The sequence below is a fragment of the Candidatus Methylomirabilota bacterium genome (genome assembly GCA_036001065.1).
In the GTDB taxonomy this organism is placed as follows: Bacteria; Methylomirabilota; Methylomirabilia; order Rokubacteriales; family CSP1-6; genus MNEF01.
This window is the reverse complement of sequence record DASYUQ010000126.1, coordinates 79,434-97,450: the sequence shown is the minus strand read 5'-3', so window position 1 is coordinate 97,450 and position 18,017 is coordinate 79,434. Positions and strand designations below refer to the sequence as shown.

Sequence of the window (18,017 nt, the reverse complement as noted above, 5' to 3'; positions counted from 1 at the left end):
CCAGCGATGAAAAAGATCGAAGCAGTCATCAAGCCGTTCAAGCTGGACGACGTCAAGGAAGCCCTGACCGGCATCGGCGTGATCGGGATGACGGTGTCGGAGGTGAGGGGCTTCGGCCGGCAGAAGGGCCACACCGAGCTGTATCGCGGCGGGGAGTACACGGTCGACTTCCTGCCCAAGATTAAGGTCGAGGTGGTCGTGCCCGACCATCTCGTCGGCAAAGTGGCCGACGTCATCGCCGGCGCCGCCAAGACGGGCAACATCGGCGACGGGAAGATCTTCGTCGTCCCGGTCGAGACGGCGATCCGTATTCGCACCGGCGAGCGCGACGAGAGCGCCCTCTGAGCCGGGCCTCGCGGTCGGGTCGCCAACATGTCCGGCGCGACGAAGCGCTGCGACTGGCAAAAGGAGAGAGAACGTGAAGCACTTCATTCCAGCACTAGCGATGGCGCTCGTGCTCATAGCCTGCGCCACAGCCGCTCTCGCCCAGACCCCGGCCACTCCGGCCGCGCCGGCGCCCGCGCCCGGCGCCCCGGCCGCTGCGCCCGCGCCGCCTGCTTCCAAGATCGACAAGGGCGACACCGCCTGGATGCTGACGTCCACGGCCCTCGTGCTCCTGATGACGGCGCCGGGCCTGGCGCTCTTCTACGGGGGCATGGTGCGCCAGAAGAACGCGCTGGGTACGCTGATGCACAGCTTCATCATTGCCGCGCTCATCTCGGTCCAGTGGGTGCTGTGGGGCTACAGCCTGGCCTTCGGCCCCGACAAGGGCGGCATCATCGGCGGGTTGGAGTGGATTGGCCTGCGCGGCGTCGGCGTGGAGCCGTTCGACGCCTACTCCAAGACGATCCCCCACCAGGTCTTCATGCTCTTCCAGATGATGTTCGCCATCATCACGCCGGCCCTGATCACCGGGGCCTTCGCTGAGCGCAAGAAGTTCTCGGCCTTCATCCTGTTCACCCTGCTGTGGGCGACGCTCGTCTACGACCCGCTGGCCCACTGGGTCTGGGGTGACGGCGGCTGGCTCAAGAAGCTGGGGGCCCTGGACTTCGCCGGCGGTACGGTGGTCCACATCTCTTCCGGCATCTCGGCGCTCGTCTGCGCGCTGATGGTCGGTCGGCGCCACGGCTACGGCCACCAGCCGATGCAGCCCCACAACCTGCCCATGACCGTCATGGGCGCGGGCCTCCTGTGGGTGGGCTGGTTCGGCTTCAACGCCGGCAGCGCGCTGGAGGCCAGCGGGCTCGCCGCCAGCGCCTTCACGGCCACCAACACGGCGGCCGCCGCGGCCGCGCTGGGCTGGATGTTCACCGAGTGGATCAGCCGCGGGAAGCCCACCGTGCTCGGCGCCGCCTCGGGGGCCGTAGCCGGCCTGGTCGCCATCACCCCCGCATCGGGCTACGTGGCGCCGCTGCCCTCGGTGATCATCGGGGCCCTGGCCGGGGTGCTGTGCTACACCGCCTGTAACCTCAAGGCGAAGTTCGGCTATGACGACTCGCTCGACGTCGTGGGGGTCCACGGGGTGGGGGGCACCTGGGGCGCCATCGCCACCGGGCTGTGGGCCTCCAAGGCGGTCAACGAGGCCGGCGGCGACGGGCTCTTCTATGGCAATCCCGGCCAGCTCTGGACGCAGATCGTGGCGGTGCTGGCGACTTACGCGCTGGCCATCGTGATGACGGCCATCATCCTCAAGGTCGTGGATGCGGTCGTCGGCCTCAGGGTGACCGCGGAGGACGAAATGGCCGGGCTGGACCTCTCGCAGCACTCGGAGACGGCCTACACGATGGGGGGCGGCACCTACGGCGAGTTCGCCGGCGGCGGCAGCGCGCTCTCGGAGGCCGTGCGGGCGGCCGAGGCCAAGGCGCGGGTGGCGCACTGAGGCCCGGACGGAGGGCGCCTTGATTTTGTGGCGTTAGTTCACTAAGGTATCTGGACCCGGCGGACGAGGTGGCCCGCCGGGTCCGGCATTGATGACCGACCGCAAAGTTAGAGAGGAGAAGGAGTTCATGACGCCGAAGGATGTCCTCAAGCTGGCCAAGGAGAAAGGCGCCAAGATTGTCGATCTCCGCTTCATCGACCTGCCCGGCCTCTGGCAGCACTTTTCGATACCGGTCTCCGAGTTGAAAGAGGACATCTTCGAGGAGGGCTTGGGCTTCGACGGCTCGTCGATCCGCGGATTCCAGACCATCGACGAGTCCGACATGCTGTTGATCCCGGACCCTGACACGGCCGCGATGGATCCGTTCACGGCGGTGCCCACGCTCGTTCTGATCTGCAACGTGAAAGACCCGGTAACCGGGAAGTGGTACACGCGGGACCCGCGGTACATTGCGCAGAAGGCGGAGGCGTATCTCAAGAAGAGCGGCATCGGCGACACGATTTATATCGGCCCCGAGCTGGAGTTCTTCTTCTTCGACTCGATCCGGTTCGACCAGAACTACCACTCGGGGTACTACTTCATCGACTCCGAAGCCGGCTTCTGGAACTCGGGGAAGGAAGGCACGCCCGAGCAGCCCAACCTCGGCTACAAGCCGCGCTACAAGCAGGGCTACTTCCCGGTCCCGCCAATGGACAAGTTCCAGGACATCCGCTCGGACATGGTCCTGGCGCTGGAGAGCGTCGGCGTCAGGATCGAGGTGCACCACCACGAAGTGGCGACCGCCGGCCAGACCGAAGTCGATATGCGCTACGACACGCTGACCAAGATGGCGGACAAGGTGCTCTGGTACAAGTACTGCGCCAAGAACACCGCGCGGAAGTGGGGGAAGACCGCCACCTTCATGCCGAAGCCGCTCTTCCAGGACAACGGTTCCGGCATGCACACGCATCAGTCGATCTGGAAGAACGGCAAGAACCTCTTCTACGAGCGGGGCGGCTACGCCGATATCTCCAAAACCTGCCTCTACTACATCGGCGGCATCCTCAAGCATGCGCCGGCGCTGCTTGCGCTCATCGCGCCGTCGACGAACTCCTACAAGAGGTTGGTGCCGGGGTACGAAGCCCCGATCAACCTGGTCTACAGCCAGCGCAACCGCTCGGCGTGCGTCCGCATCCCGGTGTACTCGAGATCGGAGGGCGCCAAGCGCATCGAGTTCCGCACACCCGACAACACGTGCAATCCGTATCTGTCATTCTCGGCGTGTCTGATGGCGGGGCTCGACGGCGTCGCCAACAAGATCGATCCCGGCAAGCCGGTGGACAAGGACCTCTACGAGCTGCCGCCGGAGGAGGCGAAGAAGATCAAGCAGCTTCCGGGCTCGCTGGACGTCGTGCTGGACAACCTCGAGAAGTCGCACGACTGGCTGCTCAAGGGCGATGTCTTCACGTCGGACGCCATCGAGACCTGGATCGACTACAAGCGCAAGAACGAGGTCGATCCCGTCCGGCTGCGCCCGCATCCCTGGGAGTTCGCGCTCTACTTCGATATTTAGACGAATCGAAGTCGGGGGGAGCGACCGCCGCTCCCCCCGACACCCCCCACCGGCTTCGATCGTCGATGGCGCGGGCAAAGCCCGCGCTCGAACCGACCGCCCCGGTGACTCCTCGCCGGGCCGTAGCGTTCTCGGAACTGCTGCTCGGGGAAGCGGCAGTCGCGATCGCTCTGCCGCCGGCGCGGGCAGCCCTCGACCCCCGGAGCCCGCCTAAGGCCGCGATTTTTCACTGGCGGCCCCTGGCATCCCACTTGCCCGCCTCTACCCGATGTGAGGAGGACTCCGCGCTGGCGGGTCGCCATCCTGGACGACCACGAACGCTCGCGGGCCGAGCTGCGGGCGGCCATCTCGATGGCCGGAGGCGAGGTCGCCGGTGAGGCTGCGCGCGGCGCCGACACGCTGGCGCTGCTGCGGCGCGCGCGGCCGGACGTCGCGATCTTCGCCGTCGGTCTCTCCGACGGGGACGGCATCGAGGTCCCGGCCCGGGTGGCGGCCACCGAGGGCTGTCCGGTGGTTCTCTTCACCAGCCGCTCCGGCGACGATCTCGTCGAGCGGGCGCGCACCGCGGGCGTCATGGCGTATCTCCTCAAGCCGCTCCGCCCCGCGGAGCTGGCCCCTACCCTCGATCTCGCGATCGCCCGCTTCCGGGAGGCGCGGGCGCTCGAGCGACGGCTGGAGGACCGGAAGATCATCGAGCGGGCCAAGGGCACGCTGATGGCCCGCTACGGGCTCTCGGAAGACGACGCCTTCCGCCGGCTGCGCCGCGCAGCGATGGACACCCGCCGGCCGATGGTCGAGATCACCCGCGCCCTGCTCGTGTCGGAGTCGCTGGCCAAGGACGTGGTCACCGAATAGCCCGCGCCCCTCTCCTCGATCTCGGTACCAATGGCGGCGACGTGTCTCCGGAGTGGCGCCCGCGCGCCGTTTCCGTTACACTCGACGGCGATCGGTCATGTTCAACCTCATCCCGCGGGAAGTCCGCTTCTTCGACCTCTTCGAGCAGCAGTCCCAGCACATCATCCGGGCCGCCGGCCTCCTGCATGAGCTGGTCCACAACTTCGCCGACGCCCGGGCCAAGGCCTACGCGATCAAGGAGGTCGAGCACCAGGGCGACCAGATCACCCACGAGGTGGTCAAGCGCCTGAACACGACCTTCATCACCCCCATCGACCGCGAGGACATCCACGCGCTGGCCACGCGGCTCGACGACGTGCTCGACTACATCGAGGCGGCGGCCGAGCGGCTGGTCGTCTACCGGATCAAGGAGCCGACCTCGGCCTGCCGGGCGATGGCGGAGGTGATCGTCACCATCGTGCAGTCGATGGACCGGGCGATCCGCTGCCTGCGCACGATGGATCCCGCCTTCCACGAGCACGCCGTCGAGGTCAACCGGCTCGAGAACAGCGCCGACAACCTGCTGCGCGACAGCCTGGCCGCCCTCTTCGACGAATCCAGCGACCCCATCGAGGTCATCAAGTGGAAGGAAATCTACGAGACGATGGAGATCATCACCGATCGCTGTGAGGACGTCGCCAACGTCATCGAGGGGATCATTCTGAAGATGGCTTGATGCTGACCGTCATCGCGCTCATCGCCCTCGTCGCGCTGATCTTCGACTTCATCAACGGCTTTCACGACGCCGCCAACTCCATCGCCACCGTGGTCTCGACCCGCGTGCTCACTCCGCTGCAGGCGGTCTTCTGGGCGGCCTTCTTCAACTTCGTGGCGGCGTTCGGCTTCGGCGTGAATGTCGCCAAGACCGTGGGGAAGGGCGTGGTCGAGGCCAACATCGTCGACCACTGGGTGATCCTGGCCGGGCTGCTCGGCGCCATCGCCTGGGACCTGATCACCTGGTACTACGGCCTGCCCACCAGCTCCTCTCATGCGCTGATCGGCGGTTTCGCCGGGGCGGCCGTCGTGAAGGCGGGGGTCGGATCTCTGATCGCGGCCGGCCTGATCAAGATCGGCATCTTCATGATCCTGGCGCCCGTGATCGGTCTCACGGCGGGCTTCGGCTTGATGCTGGTGACGGTGTGGGTCTTCCGGCGCGCGACCCCCGGCCGGGTAGACTGGCTCTTCCGGCGCCTGCAGCTCCTCTCGGCCGCCGCCTACAGCCTCGGCCACGGCACCAACGACGCCCAGAAGACGATGGGGATCATCTCGGTGCTGCTCTTCTCGTCCGGCTATCTCGGCGGCGAGTTCTACGTGCCCTTCTGGGTCGTCCTGGCGGCGCATGCCGCGATGGGGCTCGGCACACTGTCCGGCGGCTGGCGCATCGTGAAGACGATGGGCATGCGCATCACCAAGCTCCGCCCGGTCGGCGGATTCTGCGCCGAGACGGCGGGCGCGATCACGCTGATCGGCACCGCGGTGGCGGGCATTCCAGTCAGCACGACCCACACGATCACCGGGGCCATCATGGGCGTCGGCTCGCTCCAGCGCTTTTCCGCGGTGCGCTGGGGCGTTGCGGGGCGCATCGTGTGGGCCTGGATCGTCACCATTCCCGCCTCGGCGCTGATCGCGGCGGCCTCCTGGCTCCTTCTGCGTCTGGCCGGCGCGTAGTACACTCTCGCGCCGGCGACACCCAACGTCAGGGGAGGGGGCCATGGCCGAGACGATCCAACTGGTCGACTACTTCTACGTCGAAGCTCCGGACAAACCCGGCGAGGCCTTGCGGCTGCTGAGCCAATTGCGGCGAGCCGGGGTCAACCTGCTGGCCTTCTCGGGCTTTCCGAAAGGCAAGCGTTCGCAGCTGGACTTCATCCCCGCCGATCCGGCCGCCTTCCGGGCCGCGGCCACGGCCGGCAAGTGGAGGCTGAAAGGCCCCAAGAAGGGGTTCCTCGTCCAGGGCGACGACCGCGTCGGCGCGGTCGCCGACGTGCTGGGGAGACTGGCGGCGGCGAAGATCAACGTCACCGCCACCGACGCCGTCTGCGCCGGCGCCGGCCGCTACGGCGTGATCCTCTGGGTCAAGCCCCGCGACCTCAAGCGCGCCGCTCAGGCCCTCGGGATCGGCTAGTGCCGTTCCAACTATTCGCGCCTAGGAAGGCACCGTGTACGTCGTTCGTGGACAGATTTAGTATCAACAAGTTGGAACGGCACTAGGACGCGGCGCGTTTCCGTCGAGTTCGGGACGAGATCGGCGCTCGCATTCGGCACTGGGCCGCGCCCGGGGCTGAGCGCCCGCTGCCGGGGCGGCGTATGCTCGGGGCATGGCGTTCGCCGACCTCGCCCTCCTGCTGGCGAACGCCGTCTACGCGACCTCGTACGTCGCCACCCGCGTGGTCCTCGACGCGGTGCCTCCGGCGACGCTGGCGCTGCTCCGGCTGCTGGTCGGCGCGCTGATCCTCGTCCCCCTGGCCTGGCGGACGCCGTGGACGGGGCCGGTGACCCGCGCCGATCAGTGGCGGATGGCGGCGATGGGCGTCGCGGGATTCGCGGGGGCGTTCGCCTTCGCCCACTGGGGCCTGGCCCGCTCGACGGCGACCAACGCCGCGCTCCTCATCGCCGTCGAGCCGCTCACGCTGCTCCTGCTCGGGCCGGCGCTGCTCGGCGAGCGCCTGGCCCGGAGCGAACGGGCCGGCGCCGCCTGCGCCCTCACCGGCGCCGCCCTCGTCGTCGTCAACGGGCTCCCCGGCGTCACCGAGCGGCTCGTGCCCCACTGGCGCGGCGACCTCTTGCTCGTGCTCTCGGGCGTCGCCTACGCCGCCTACTCGCTGCTCGGCCGGCCCGTGCTGGCGCGACATCCCGCGCTGCCCGTGACGGCGCGCTCGATCCTCTGGGGGATCCCGATGCTCGTGCCGCTGGCGCTCGTGGAGTGGATGGGCGGGCGCCGTCCGGTCTGGACGGCCGGGGCCCTGCTCGGCGCGCTCCACCTCGCCGTGGTGATCACGGCGCTCGGCTACCTCGTCTGGAACTGGGCCCTCGAGCGCGTGACGGCCTCCCACGCCGCGATCTTCCTCAACGTCCAGCCCGTCCTGGGCGCGCTGCTGGGCGTCACGCTGCTGGGTGAGCCGCTGACCGTGTTCACGCTCGGCGGCGGGGCGCTGGTCGTGGCCGGGCTCGTTCTGACTGTGCGGTCCGGTGTGGCCGGGGCGGTATACTCGTAAACGTGCCTGAGCCCCGCCGCTATCAGCTGCAGAGCGAAGCCGCCAATCGAGTGATTTCGAACTTGCTCGATGCCGCCGGCGTGCCGCCGGACCGGCGCGGCTACTTCCAGCAGATGCTGACGACCGTGCTCAAGCTCCACGAGGATGGCGCCTCGTCCGGTGACCTCAAGATCACCAACGCCGCGCTCAAGGAGCTGCGCTACGGCTACAAGGTCTTCGCGCCTTACCGCGACGTCCGCAAGGTGACGGTCTTCGGCTCGGCGCGCACGCCGGGGGAGGAGCCGGCGGCCACCGCGGCGAAGGAGTTCGGCCGGCGGATGGTGGAGGCGGGCTGGATGGTGGTCACCGGCGCCGGCGCCGGCATCATGGGCGCCACCCAGGAGGGCGCTGGCGCCGAGCGCAGCTTCGGCCTCAACATCCGGCTGCCCTTCGAGCAGGAAGCCAACCCGTGGATCGCCTCCGACCCGAAGCTGATCAGCTTCAAGTATTTCTTCACGCGGAAGCTGTTCCTGGTGAAGGAGGCGAGCGCCGTCGCCCTCTTCCCGGGCGGCTTCGGCACCATGGACGAGACCTTCGAGCTGCTCACCCTCATTCAGACGGGCAAGTCGGCGATCGTCCCCGTGGTGCTCGTCGAGGCGGGGCCCAAGCCGTACTGGTGGATCTGGAACCGCTGGATCGGCGCCACGCTGGTGGAGCGGGGGCTGATCGAGGCCGAGGACGCCGGCCTCTACCGCATCGTGGACACCGTCGGGGATGCCGTGGAGGAGATCCTCGGCTTCTACCGCGTCTTCCACTCGTCGCGGATCGTGGGCGACAACCTGGTGTTCCGCCTCCAGCGCCCGCTGACCGATGCCGAGCTGGGCGAGCTCCAGCGGCGCTTCGAGGACATCCTGAAGGGGCCCGTGGACCAGACGGCCGGACCGGTGCCGCAGGAGCTGAACGAGTTTCCCGATCTGCCGCGCCTGAGCCTGCCGTTCAACCGCACGTCCTACGGGCGGCTGCGCCAGCTCATCGACTTCATCAACGGGCTGCGCGGTCCCGGGGACGTCGCCCCGAGCCCACCGAGCCCCGGCCTCTTGCCTCCCCAGTAGTCGCTCCGCCGGGCCGGGTGAGGCGGGGGGCTGTGGCGCCCTCGGAGACCCGTTCCCGCCGCTGGGGTATGTCCACGCGGGTCGATGGAGGAGCGCTGGGCGGAGCCGCCGCGAGGCGCGTGGTCGAGGAGGGCGCCGCAGCCCGCCGCCTCACTCCGGCTCCGGGCGCTCCTCCATCGTCTGGCACTCGGTGCAGATCCAGGTGCGCAGGACGACCTTGGTGCGATCGTCGCGGCGGAGCGTCCAGGGGATCAGGGCGGGGCGCCCGCAGTGCGGACAGCGCTCCGGCCTCGCGCCGGGCGGAACCTCCGACGGCAGCCACGGAACCTTCGCCCCCATCGCCGTCGGATCATAGCACGCGCGAAGGAACACGGTTCGAGCGCGAGCGCGATGATGTCACGCGCGCTGACGGGCCGCGTTCGAGCGCGGGCTTCGCCCGCGCAACCCTGCCTGGGGGGAGGCTTCGGAGGGGGCCGTGCAGGCCCCCTCCGACTCAAACGCGCGGATCGAGGGCGTCGCGCAGGCGGTCGCCCACCAGGTTGATGGCGAGCACGGTCATCAATATGGCCAGGCCCGGAAACGTGGGCAGCCACCAGGCCACCGTGACGAAGTCCCGGCCGAGCGCGATCATCTGGCCCCACGTCGGGTACGTACGGCCGCTGCCGACGCCCAAGAACGACAGCGCGGCCTCCTGCAGGATGGCCTGAGCCACCTGCAGCGTCGACAGCACGGTGATGGACGAGAAGGTGTTGGGCAGCACGTGGCGCACGAGCGTGCGGGTCGAGCCGAGCCCCAGGGCCCGCGCGGCCTCGATGAAGTCCTTCTCCCGCAGGGCCAGCACCTCGGCCCGCACGACGCGGGCGTAGCGCTCCCAGCCGGTCAGGCCGAGGACCACGATGATGGTGACCAGGCTGGGGCCCAGCGCGGCCACGAAGGCCAGGGCCAGCAAGAGCTGGGGGAACGAGAGCGTGACGTCGACGACGGTCATGATGACGGTGTCGACCCGGCCGCCGACGTAGCCGCTGAGCAGGCCGAGGGCCACGCCCAGGACTAGGCTCACGACCACGGCCGAGACGCCGACCAGGAGCGAGAGGCGTGCGCCGTGGATGATCCGGCTGAGGATGTCACGCCCCACCTGATCCGTGCCGAGCACGTGGGCGGAATGTCCGCCCGCCGCCCACACCGGCGGCGAGAAGCGACGGATGAGGCTCTGCTTGGCCGGATCGTGCGGAGCCACCCAGGGCGCCGCCAGGGCGGCGCCGACCACGACGAGGAGGATGACGCCCCCGGCCAGCGCCATCGGATTGCGGGCCAGCTTGCGCCAGGCCCGCGACCGCTCGCGCGTTTGCGGCGCCGCTGCGGGCAGGCCGAGGCTTTCCTGGGGCAGGGTGCCGACGGCCATCGCGCCTACCGGACCCGGATCTGGGGGTTCAGGTAGATGTAGAGCATGTCGACGACGAAGTTGACGGCGACAATGATCATGGCCAGGAAGAAGACGGCGGCCTGCACCACGGGGAAATCGAGCTGGCGGATGGAGCTCACGATCAGGCGGCCGACGCCGGGCACGGCGAACACACTTTCGGTGATGACGGCGCCGCCGAGGAGCAGGCCGAACTGCAGGCCAGCCACCGTCACCAGCGGGAGCGCCGCGTTCTTGAGCGCGTGCCGGAGGATCACCACCCACTCGGAGACCCCTTTGGCTCGCGCCGTCCGCACGTAGTCGAGGTGGACGACTTCCAGCATGCTGGAGCGGACGATGCGCAGGAGGAGGGGCGCCGAGAACGTCCCCAGGGTGATGGCCGGGAGCACCACCGCCGACCAGCTCTCCCAGCCCGAGACCGGCAGGACCCGCCACTGGACGGCGAAGAGGAGGATCAGCATGATTCCGGTCCAGAACACGGGCATCGACTGACCCAGGAACACCACCACGGTGGCCACGTGGTCGACCAGGGAGTTCCGGCGGACGGCGCTGTAGATCCCCACGGGCACAGCCACCGCCAGGGCCAAGGCCATGGCCAGCACGGTGAGCGTCAGGGTCGCCGGCATGCGCTCGAGCACCAGGGGCAGGGCCGGCGTGCGGTGAAAGAAGGAGTTGCCGAAATTGCCGGTCGCCACGTTGCCGAAGAATCTCAAGAATTGAATGGCCAGCGGATCGTCGAGCCCCAGCGCCTGACGGAGGACCACCCGGTCGGCCTCGGGCGCCTCCGGCATCACCAGCGAGACCGGGTCGCCGCTGGCGTGCAGGATCGAGAAGGTCACGAGCGAGACGCCGAGGCACACCACCAGCAGGCGGATGACCCGGCGCACGAGCAGAGCCGTCACCGCGCTGCCAACTCCCTCATGCCCGCGGCGGCTGGCGGGCCCTCTCTACCGCTTCGGCCTGGCGTCGAACAGCCACAGCCACTCATCGCCGCGGGCCTGGTACTCGACCCTCTTGGACACGCCGAGCGTATCGAACTGGTGGAAGAGGAAGATGCTCGGCGCCTCCTCCTTGATCAGCCGCTGGATCTGCGAGTACGTTCGCTTCCGCACGGCCTGATCGACGGTCGAGCGGGCCTGATCGACGAGCTGGTCGAGCCCCTCGACGCGGATATACCACTTGCCGACCCAGCCACCCGGCTCGGTGTGGTAGAGCGGGTGCAGAATGGCATCGGCGTCGAACACCGAGTAGTAGCCCCAGCTCCCGTAGTAACCATGGGTCGCCTTGCCCTCTCCCTGGAAGTACTTGTTCCAGGCCGGGCCCGGGTCCCACATCCTGGCGTTGGTCCGGATCCCCACGTCGGTCAGCATCTGGGTGATGGCCTCGAAGACCGGACGGAACTCCACGAAGGAGCTGTGCAGCGTGATGTCGACTCCGTTCGGGTATCCGGCCTGGGCCAGGAGCGCCTGGGCCTTCTTGGGATCGTACGCGTAAGGGGTCACCGAGGCGTCGTAGCCGAACACCGCCGGGTGGACGACGGTCGGCACCACGCGGCCGAGCCCCGCCATCATCTTCTGCACGATCGCCTCGCGGTCGATCGCGTAGTTCGCCGCCTGGCGCACGAGCTTCCGGTTGAACGGCTCCGTCCGCATGTCGAGGTGGACGTAGTGCGTGCGGAGGATCGGCGCCGAGCTGATGGACGTCTGCGGGTGGGCCTTGAGGTCGGGCACGAGATCGGCGGAGACGTTGCGAATGATGTCGACGCCGCCGGTCTTCAGCTCCGCGACCTGGGTGGCCACCTCGGGGATGCCCCGGATGGTCAGGTGCTTGAAGGCCGGCTTGCCGCGCCAGTGCTGGTCGAAGGCCTCCAGGCGGATGTGGTGGCCGCGCTTGTACTCGAGGAGCTTCCAGGGGCCGGTGCCCACCGTGGCCGACTCGCCGAAGGCCTGATCGCCGACCTTCTCGATGTGCTGCTTGGGCACGATGGGGAAGAAGACCAGCCGCTCCAGGAGGAGCGGGAAGGGTTTGTCGGTCACGATGTGGATGGTGTCGGGATTGACGATCCGGACCTCCTTGATGGCCCGGATGTTGCCGTACTGGGGCGAGCGCTTCTTTTCCTTGCCCGGTTCGGTCACGCGATCGAACGAGTACTTCACGTCCTCGGCGGTCATGGTGTCGCCGTTGTGGAATTTGACGCCCTTGCGCAGCTTGACCTCCCACACCGTGTCGCTGAGCGCCTTCCAGGAGGTGGCGAGCGACGGCTCGTACTCGAGCTTGGCGTTCTTGTGCAGCAGCGAGTCGAACATGTTGATGTTGATCAGGATCCCGACCCGCTCGAAGTGCATGTGGGGGTCCAGGGTGTCGATGATGGAGACCAGCGCGACCGTGAGCGTGTCCTTGGATTGGCCCGGGGCCGAAACGGCGGCGGTGGCGAGGATCGCCAGGGCCAGGACCATCACGAAGGCTCGTTTCATGGCGGTTTCCTCCTAGGGGGTGCCGCACCGTATACCACGTTCGGTAGGTCCCCTGCCAGCCCTGCGAGTACAATGGCGCCATGAGGCGGTTCCGGATCGGGCTCGCCCAGATCAATCCCACCGTGGGGGATTTCGAGGGGAACGTCCGGAAGATCCTGGAGGGGGTGGAGCGGAGCCGGCAGCTGGGTTGCGCCCTGGTGGCCTTCCCCGAGCTGGCCATCCCCGGCTACCCGCCGGAAGACCTGGTCTTCAAGCCGGCCTTCATCGAAGCCAACTTGCGGTCGCTGGACGAGGTGACGCGCGCCAGCCGCGGCCTCACCGTGGTCGTCGGTTTCATCGACCGGCGCGACGACGTCTTCAACGCTGCCGCCGTCCTGCACGACGGGCAGCTGGCGGGGATCTATCACAAACAGTACCTGCCCAACTACGGCGTCTTCGATGAGGACCGCTATTTCCAGGCCGGCACCGAGACGCCCGTCTTCACCCTGGGCGACACCACGTTCGCCGTGAACATCTGCGAGGACATCTGGTATCCGGCAGGGCCGGCCACGGCGCAGGCGCTGGCCGGCGCCGAGCTCGTGGTCACCATCAACGGCTCGCCCTACCACGCCGGCAAGGCCCACTTCCGGGAGAAGATGGTCGCCACCCGCGCGGCGGACGACCTGGTGTGCATGGCCTTCCTGAATATCGTGGGCGGCCAGGACGAGCTGGTCTTCGACGGAGCCAGCCTCATCGTGAACGAGCGGGGAGACGTGGTGGCGCGGGGCCGCCAGTTCGAGGAGGATTTCGTCGTCGCCGATCTCGATCTCGACGCCGTCTTCCGCGCGCGCCTGCACGATTCCCGCCGCCGTAAGGAGAAGCTCCGGGCCGGGGGGCAGGTCACGCGGGTGGCGCTGGCCCCCCTGGCCCCGCCCGCGACGCTCCCGGCGCTGACGCCGCGGGAGGTGCCGACGCTGGCGCCCGTCGCCGAGATCTTCCAGGCGCTGGTGCTGGGTACGCGCGACTACGTGCGGAAGAACGGCTTCAAGCGGGTGGTGATCGGGCTCAGCGGGGGGATCGACTCCTCGCTGGTCGCCGCCATCGCGGTGGAGGCGCTCGGCAAGGAGAACGTCGCCGGCGTGACGATGCCCTCACCGTACTCTTCCGCCGGCACCCGGGGCGACGCCCGCCGGCTGGCCAAAAACCTCGGAATCGAGTTCCTCACCCTGCCGATCAGCGACATCTTCCGGGCCTACAAGCGGGCGCTGGCCAAGCCCTTCAAGGGGCTGCGGGAGGACGCGGCCGAGGAGAACATCCAGGCGCGCATCCGCGGGACGCTGCTCATGGCCCTCTCGAACAAGTTCGGCTGGCTCGTACTCACGACCGGCAACAAGAGCGAGATCGGCGTGGGCTACTCCACGCTCTACGGCGACATGGCCGGCGGCTTCGCCGTGATCAAGGACGTGCCGAAGACGCTCGTCTACGAGGTCGCCCGCCACGTCAACGAGCGCGCCGGCCGCAACCTGATCCCCGAGAGCGTCTTCACCCGGGCGCCGTCGGCGGAGCTGCGCCCGGACCAGACGGACCAGGACACGCTGCCGCCGTACCCCGTGCTGGACGCGATCCTCGAAGCCTACGTGGAGGAAGACCGGCGGGTCGCCGACATCGTCGCGCTGGGCTTCGACGCGGAAACGGTGGGCAAGGTCGTCCGCATGGTCGACGGCAACGAGTACAAGCGGCGCCAGGGGCCCATCGGGGTCAAGATCACCCCGCGAGCCTTCGGGCGCGACTGGCGACTGCCGATCGTCAACCGCTTCCGCCAGAGCTAGTGCCGTTCCAACTATTCGCGCCTAGTGCCGTTCCAACTATTCGCGCCTCGGAAGGCACCGTGTACGTCGTTCGTGGACAGATTTAGTATCAACAAGTTGGAACGGCACTAGGCTTGGAGGGGGGCCTCGCCCCCATTCCAAACCTCCCCCCGGATTCGATCGCGCGGCCGCTCGGAAGAGGTAGGCGCCGACGCCGTCGTCCGCGTAGGATTGAGACAGGCCCGAATTTTAAGGGACCCAAGGAGTCCGGCATGCAGAGTGACGCAGACGATGCGAGTGCCCGGGGCCGCTGGGCGTGGCTGGGGAAGCTGCTGGTGCCGGTGGCCATCGGGGGGCACGTGCTGTTCTACGACGTGCTGCCGGCGCTGCTGGCCTGGGTGGTCGGCTCGGCCGAGGGGCTCGACCTGTTCGTGGGCCTCGACAATCCCTCGCTCCGCCGCCTGGCCGGGCTGGGGCTGTTTCTCAGCGCGGTGGCCGCGATCATCACGGCCGAGAGCGTCACGCGGCTAGCCCGCCCGTTCAGCCTCGCGCACTACCTAGCGACGGTCGCCGTCATGGGCGTCGCGCTCTTTCCCTCGCTGGCGGACTGGCACCGGATACGTCCCGGGCTGACTCCTGACCAATTCGCCATCGTCCAGGCGTACTGTTACCTGGTGCTGAAGGTGACGGTCGGCATCCTGATCGGGGCGACGGTGAGCTGGATCCTCCTGGCCCAGCCTCTGTCCTATTCGCCCAAGCCGTACTACACGCGCAAGTAACCGTCGCCGCCCGGACGCCGGGGACGGGCTGAGCGAGGGTAGGGGGCCCGGTCCCGGCGCGGGTAGAGCTAGCCCGGCACACCCTCCATCTGGAGCGCGTAGAGGCGCCGGTACACGCCATCGCGCGCCAGCAGCTCGTCGTGCCGCCCCACCTCGGCGATCCGGCCCTCGTGGATGACGACGATCCGGTTCGCGTTGCGCACCGTCGCCAGCCGGTGGGCGATGACGAGCACCGTGCGGCCCCGCATCAGCTCGGCCAGCGCCTGCTGCACCATGAACTCGCTCTCGGCATCGAGATCCGACGTCGCCTCGTCGAGGATCAGGATCGGCGGGTTCTTGAGGAACGCGCGCGCGATCGCCACGCGCTGGCGCTGACCGCCGGAGAGGCGGACGCCGCGCTCGCCGACGACGGTGTCGTAGCCGTCCGGGCAGGCCACGATGAAGTCGTGGGCGTGCGCCTGGCGCGCCGCCCGCACCACGTCCTCGACCGCCGCGTCGGGCCGGCCGTAGGCGATGTTGTAGTGGATCGTGTCTCTGAAGAGAAAGATGTCCTGGGTCACCAGCCCGATCTGGGCGCGAAGGGAGGCCTGGGTGACGTCGCGCAGGTCGTGGCCGTCGATGACGATCCGCCCTGTCGTCACGTCGTAGAAACGCGGCAGCAGGTCCATGAGCGTCGACTTGCCGGCGCCACTCATGCCGACCAGGGCCAGGACCTCCCCCTTCCGGACCGTGAGCGAGATCTCCTTGAGCGCGAGGTCGTCGGAGTCCGAGTAGCGGAAGCCGACGTTCTCGAAGGCGATCTCGCGTCCGAATCCGGTGAGGGTGACGGCGTTCGGCTTGTCGGTGATGGCCGGCGGCTGGTCGATGATCTCGAAGACCCGCTCCACCGAGGAGGTCGTCTGCTGGACGGAGTTCAGGGCGCGGGACAGCCGACGGACCGGGCCATAGAGCATGATGACGGCGGCGGTGAAGGAGAAGAACGTGCCGGGCGTCATGTGGCCCTCGATGACGCGGTAGCCGCCGTACACCAGGGCGGCGACGATGCCCAGGGCTCCGACGATCTCCATCAGCGGCTCGCTCAGCTCGTCGGTCTGGACGTTCTTGAGCGAGAGATCCAGCAGGCGCCGGTTCAGGCCGTCGAAACGCTCTTGCTCGTGACGCTCGCGGCCGAAGGCCTTGACGATCTTGGTGCCCGCGAAGGCTTCGTGGAGGAGCACGGCCAGCTCGGCGATCCGCTCCTGGGCGCGCTTGTTGATCCGGTAGAGCCGGCGGCCGATGAGCCGGACGACCAGGCCGATGAAGGGGAACGCGATGACGGCGGCCAGGGTCAGCAGCCACTCCCGGGCGAACATCACCACCAGCAACGCGACGACGGTGGCCACCTGGCGGACGGCCATCACCAGCATGCTCGATGACAGGCGGGCCAGGCGCTGGACGTCGTTGAGGATGCGCGACATCAGGTCGGCGGAGTGGAGCCCCGTGAAGAAGGCCAGCGGCATGCTCTGGATGTGCGTGTAGAGGTCGCGGCGCAGGCGGGCCACGACCTTCTCCCCCACGGCCGCCATGAGATACGATTGTAGATAACGGGCGATCCCCTTCACGATGTACGCGCCCACCAACGCCAGCGGTACCAGCTTGAGCATCAACAGGTCGCGCTTGATGAAGATCTCGTCCATGGCCGGCTTGACCAGCCACGCGATGGCGCCGTCCATCGCGGCCACCACGAGCGCCAGCAGGCCGCCCACCGCCAGCATCGGCACGTGGGGTCGCACGTACGGCCGGAGGCGGCGGTAGGGGCCGAGCACCGACCTCACGCCGGGCACCGTTCGGCGACCAGCTTCCGGTAGAGCGCCTCGGTGGCGTCGAGCTTGGCCCGCGTCGAGAACTTCGCCTCCACCAGCCGCCGTCCGGCCCGCGCCGTCTCGCGCCGAAGCCCGGGGTTCTCGATCATCCGCACCATGGCCCCGGCCAGGGCGTCCGGATTCCGCGGCGGCACCAGGAGCCCCGTCCGCTCGTGGCTCACGAGCTCCGGGATTCCCTCGATGTCGGTGCCGATCACCGGCGTCTCGACGGCGAGCGCCTCGCGCAGGCTCCCGGCCAGGCCCACGCCGGCATAGGGGACCTCCACGCAGCAGTCGCTGGCGGCCAGGATCTGCGGGATGTCCTCGCGATATCCCCAGGCGTGGACCCGCCCCTCCAGCCGGCGCTGCCGCGCGCGGTCGAGCAGCGCCTCCGGGCGTCGTGCGCCCACGATGAGCAGTCGCGCCTGGGGGGCGCGGGCCGCCACCTCCGCCATCGCGTCGATCACGTCGTCGTTGCCCTTCCAACTCCTGACGCCGATCTGCGTGAAGAGGAAGTGCTCCGGCCCCAGCTCCAGCGCGCGCCGGATCCCGCTGCCGTCCACCTGGGGGCGGAAGCGGTCGGTGTCCGTGCCCGAGTAGATCACGTGGATCTTCTCGGACGGTACGCCCGCAGCGACGAGCCCGCGCTTGATCGACTGGCAGACGGCGACGATCGCCGTCACCCGCTTCGTCGTGTAGCCGAGCCGGTTGAAGGAGTCGAGCGGGAAGCTCACGCCGCGGTTCAGGACGAGCACGGGGATGCGGACGAAGAGCCCCGCCAGGAGGGCCAGCGTCCGGGCCTTGCCCTTCTGGGCGTGGACCACCTGGACGCGGTGCTGGCGGAGGATCCGCACGAGCTGGCGCACCGAGCGGAGGTCCACCTCCGAGGACATCGGCAGCGGGTAATAGGGGATGGCGGCTTCGCGCGTCTGGGTGGCCCAGGTCTCGCTCGGGCGCGTGGCCACGATCACCTCGTGCCCGCGCTGCTTGAGTCCCCGCGCCAGCTCGCGCAGCTGGATGGCGGCCCCCGTGAAGTAGTCCGCCTTGGGGTAGAGCTGGAGGATGTGCAGCGTGGTCACGCGCGC

At 68.6% G+C, this 18,017-nt stretch carries 17 protein-coding genes; 11 read left to right on the top strand and 6 right to left on the bottom strand.

Annotated features, from left to right (window positions below; genetic code table 11):
* Positions 1–6 precede the first annotated feature (6 nt).
* From VGV13_12515 to VGV13_12475, 9 genes are all read left to right on the top strand, one after another.
* Complete coding sequence (locus VGV13_12515) at positions 7–345, top strand: P-II family nitrogen regulator (GenBank protein HEV8641916.1); 339 nt, start codon at positions 7–9, stop codon at positions 343–345.
* A gap of 244 nt (positions 346–589) precedes the next feature.
* A complete protein-coding gene (locus VGV13_12510; protein HEV8641915.1) occupies positions 590–1,879 on the top strand; it encodes an ammonium transporter in 1,290 nt (429 codons plus the stop codon).
* A 127-nt stretch (positions 1,880–2,006) separates the two neighbouring features.
* Entirely contained in the window at positions 2,007–3,431 is a 1,425-nt protein-coding gene (gene glnA / locus VGV13_12505) for a type I glutamate--ammonia ligase (protein HEV8641914.1), read from the top strand.
* Between the two features lie 270 nt (positions 3,432–3,701).
* Positions 3,702–4,286: an ANTAR domain-containing protein gene (locus VGV13_12500; GenBank protein HEV8641913.1), complete on the top strand. Its 585-nt coding sequence runs from the start codon at positions 3,702–3,704 to the stop codon at positions 4,284–4,286.
* A gap of 97 nt (positions 4,287–4,383) precedes the next feature.
* Positions 4,384–5,001 carry a DUF47 family protein gene (locus VGV13_12495; protein ID HEV8641912.1) on the top strand — a complete coding sequence of 206 codons (618 nt, stop codon included), beginning with the start codon at positions 4,384–4,386 and terminating at the stop codon, positions 4,999–5,001.
* Complete coding sequence (locus tag VGV13_12490; protein ID HEV8641911.1) at positions 5,001–5,993, top strand: inorganic phosphate transporter; 993 nt, start codon at positions 5,001–5,003, stop codon at positions 5,991–5,993. The genes VGV13_12495 and VGV13_12490 overlap by 1 nt, the downstream gene beginning before the upstream one ends.
* Before the next feature lie 43 nt (positions 5,994–6,036).
* Positions 6,037–6,450: a hypothetical protein gene (locus tag VGV13_12485; GenBank protein ID HEV8641910.1), complete on the top strand. Its 414-nt coding sequence runs from the start codon at positions 6,037–6,039 to the stop codon at positions 6,448–6,450.
* A 193-nt stretch (positions 6,451–6,643) separates the two neighbouring features.
* Complete coding sequence (locus VGV13_12480; GenBank protein HEV8641909.1) at positions 6,644–7,540, top strand: DMT family transporter; 897 nt, start codon at positions 6,644–6,646, stop codon at positions 7,538–7,540.
* 2 nt (positions 7,541–7,542) lie between these two features.
* Positions 7,543–8,631 carry a TIGR00730 family Rossman fold protein gene (locus tag VGV13_12475; protein HEV8641908.1) on the top strand — a complete coding sequence of 363 codons (1,089 nt, stop codon included), beginning with the start codon at positions 7,543–7,545 and terminating at the stop codon, positions 8,629–8,631.
* Between the two features lie 150 nt (positions 8,632–8,781).
* On the opposite strand, the gene VGV13_12470 is transcribed toward VGV13_12475, so the two are convergent.
* From VGV13_12470 to VGV13_12455, 4 genes are all read right to left on the bottom strand, one after another.
* On the bottom strand, positions 8,782–8,970 hold the full coding sequence (locus VGV13_12470) for a hypothetical protein (GenBank protein HEV8641907.1): 189 nt from the start codon (positions 8,968–8,970) through the stop codon (positions 8,782–8,784).
* 154 nt (positions 8,971–9,124) lie between these two features.
* Positions 9,125–10,033: an ABC transporter permease gene (locus VGV13_12465; GenBank protein HEV8641906.1), complete on the bottom strand. Its 909-nt coding sequence runs from the start codon at positions 10,031–10,033 to the stop codon at positions 9,125–9,127.
* Between the two features lie 5 nt (positions 10,034–10,038).
* A complete protein-coding gene (locus tag VGV13_12460; protein HEV8641905.1) occupies positions 10,039–10,953 on the bottom strand; it encodes an ABC transporter permease in 915 nt (304 codons plus the stop codon).
* Positions 10,954–10,998: 45 nt separating this feature from the next.
* Positions 10,999–12,525, bottom strand: coding sequence for an ABC transporter substrate-binding protein (locus tag VGV13_12455; GenBank protein ID HEV8641904.1), 1,527 nt, complete (start codon positions 12,523–12,525; stop codon positions 10,999–11,001).
* Positions 12,526–12,605: 80 nt separating this feature from the next.
* Between VGV13_12455 and VGV13_12450 the strand changes: the two genes are divergently transcribed.
* Together VGV13_12450 and VGV13_12445 are read left to right on the top strand one after the other, a co-directional pair.
* On the top strand, positions 12,606–14,333 hold the full coding sequence (locus VGV13_12450) for an NAD+ synthase (protein HEV8641903.1): 1,728 nt from the start codon (positions 12,606–12,608) through the stop codon (positions 14,331–14,333).
* A gap of 251 nt (positions 14,334–14,584) precedes the next feature.
* A complete protein-coding gene (locus VGV13_12445; GenBank protein HEV8641902.1) occupies positions 14,585–15,091 on the top strand; it encodes a hypothetical protein in 507 nt (168 codons plus the stop codon).
* A 68-nt stretch (positions 15,092–15,159) separates the two neighbouring features.
* On the opposite strand, the gene VGV13_12440 is transcribed toward VGV13_12445, so the two are convergent.
* Together VGV13_12440 and VGV13_12435 are read right to left on the bottom strand one after the other, a co-directional pair.
* Complete coding sequence (locus VGV13_12440) at positions 15,160–16,905, bottom strand: ABC transporter ATP-binding protein (GenBank protein HEV8641901.1); 1,746 nt, start codon at positions 16,903–16,905, stop codon at positions 15,160–15,162.
* Positions 16,902–18,011: a glycosyltransferase family 4 protein gene (locus VGV13_12435; GenBank protein ID HEV8641900.1), complete on the bottom strand. Its 1,110-nt coding sequence runs from the start codon at positions 18,009–18,011 to the stop codon at positions 16,902–16,904. Before VGV13_12435 ends, VGV13_12440 begins: the two co-directional genes overlap by 4 nt.
* Positions 18,012–18,017: the final 6 nt, after the last annotated feature.

Excerpts from the sequence above, each read along its gene's own strand:
- VGV13_12515 (HEV8641916.1), top strand. The coding sequence starts at position 7 with ATGAAAAAGATCGAAGCAGTCATCAAGCCGTTCAAGCTGGACGACGTC.
- VGV13_12510 (HEV8641915.1), top strand. The coding sequence starts at position 590 with ATGCTGACGTCCACGGCCCTCGTGCTCCTGATGACGGCGCCGGGCCTG.
- glnA (HEV8641914.1), top strand. The coding sequence starts at position 2,007 with ATGACGCCGAAGGATGTCCTCAAGCTGGCCAAGGAGAAAGGCGCCAAG.
- VGV13_12495 (HEV8641912.1), top strand. The coding sequence starts at position 4,384 with ATGTTCAACCTCATCCCGCGGGAAGTCCGCTTCTTCGACCTCTTCGAG.
- VGV13_12490 (HEV8641911.1), top strand. The coding sequence starts at position 5,001 with ATGCTGACCGTCATCGCGCTCATCGCCCTCGTCGCGCTGATCTTCGAC.
- VGV13_12485 (HEV8641910.1), top strand. The coding sequence starts at position 6,037 with ATGGCCGAGACGATCCAACTGGTCGACTACTTCTACGTCGAAGCTCCG.
- VGV13_12480 (HEV8641909.1), top strand. The coding sequence starts at position 6,644 with ATGGCGTTCGCCGACCTCGCCCTCCTGCTGGCGAACGCCGTCTACGCG.
- VGV13_12470 (HEV8641907.1), bottom strand. The coding sequence starts at position 8,970 with ATGGGGGCGAAGGTTCCGTGGCTGCCGTCGGAGGTTCCGCCCGGCGCG.
- VGV13_12465 (HEV8641906.1), bottom strand. The coding sequence starts at position 10,033 with ATGGCCGTCGGCACCCTGCCCCAGGAAAGCCTCGGCCTGCCCGCAGCG.
- VGV13_12455 (HEV8641904.1), bottom strand. The coding sequence starts at position 12,525 with ATGAAACGAGCCTTCGTGATGGTCCTGGCCCTGGCGATCCTCGCCACC.
- VGV13_12450 (HEV8641903.1), top strand. The coding sequence starts at position 12,606 with ATGAGGCGGTTCCGGATCGGGCTCGCCCAGATCAATCCCACCGTGGGG.
- VGV13_12445 (HEV8641902.1), top strand. The coding sequence starts at position 14,585 with ATGCAGAGTGACGCAGACGATGCGAGTGCCCGGGGCCGCTGGGCGTGG.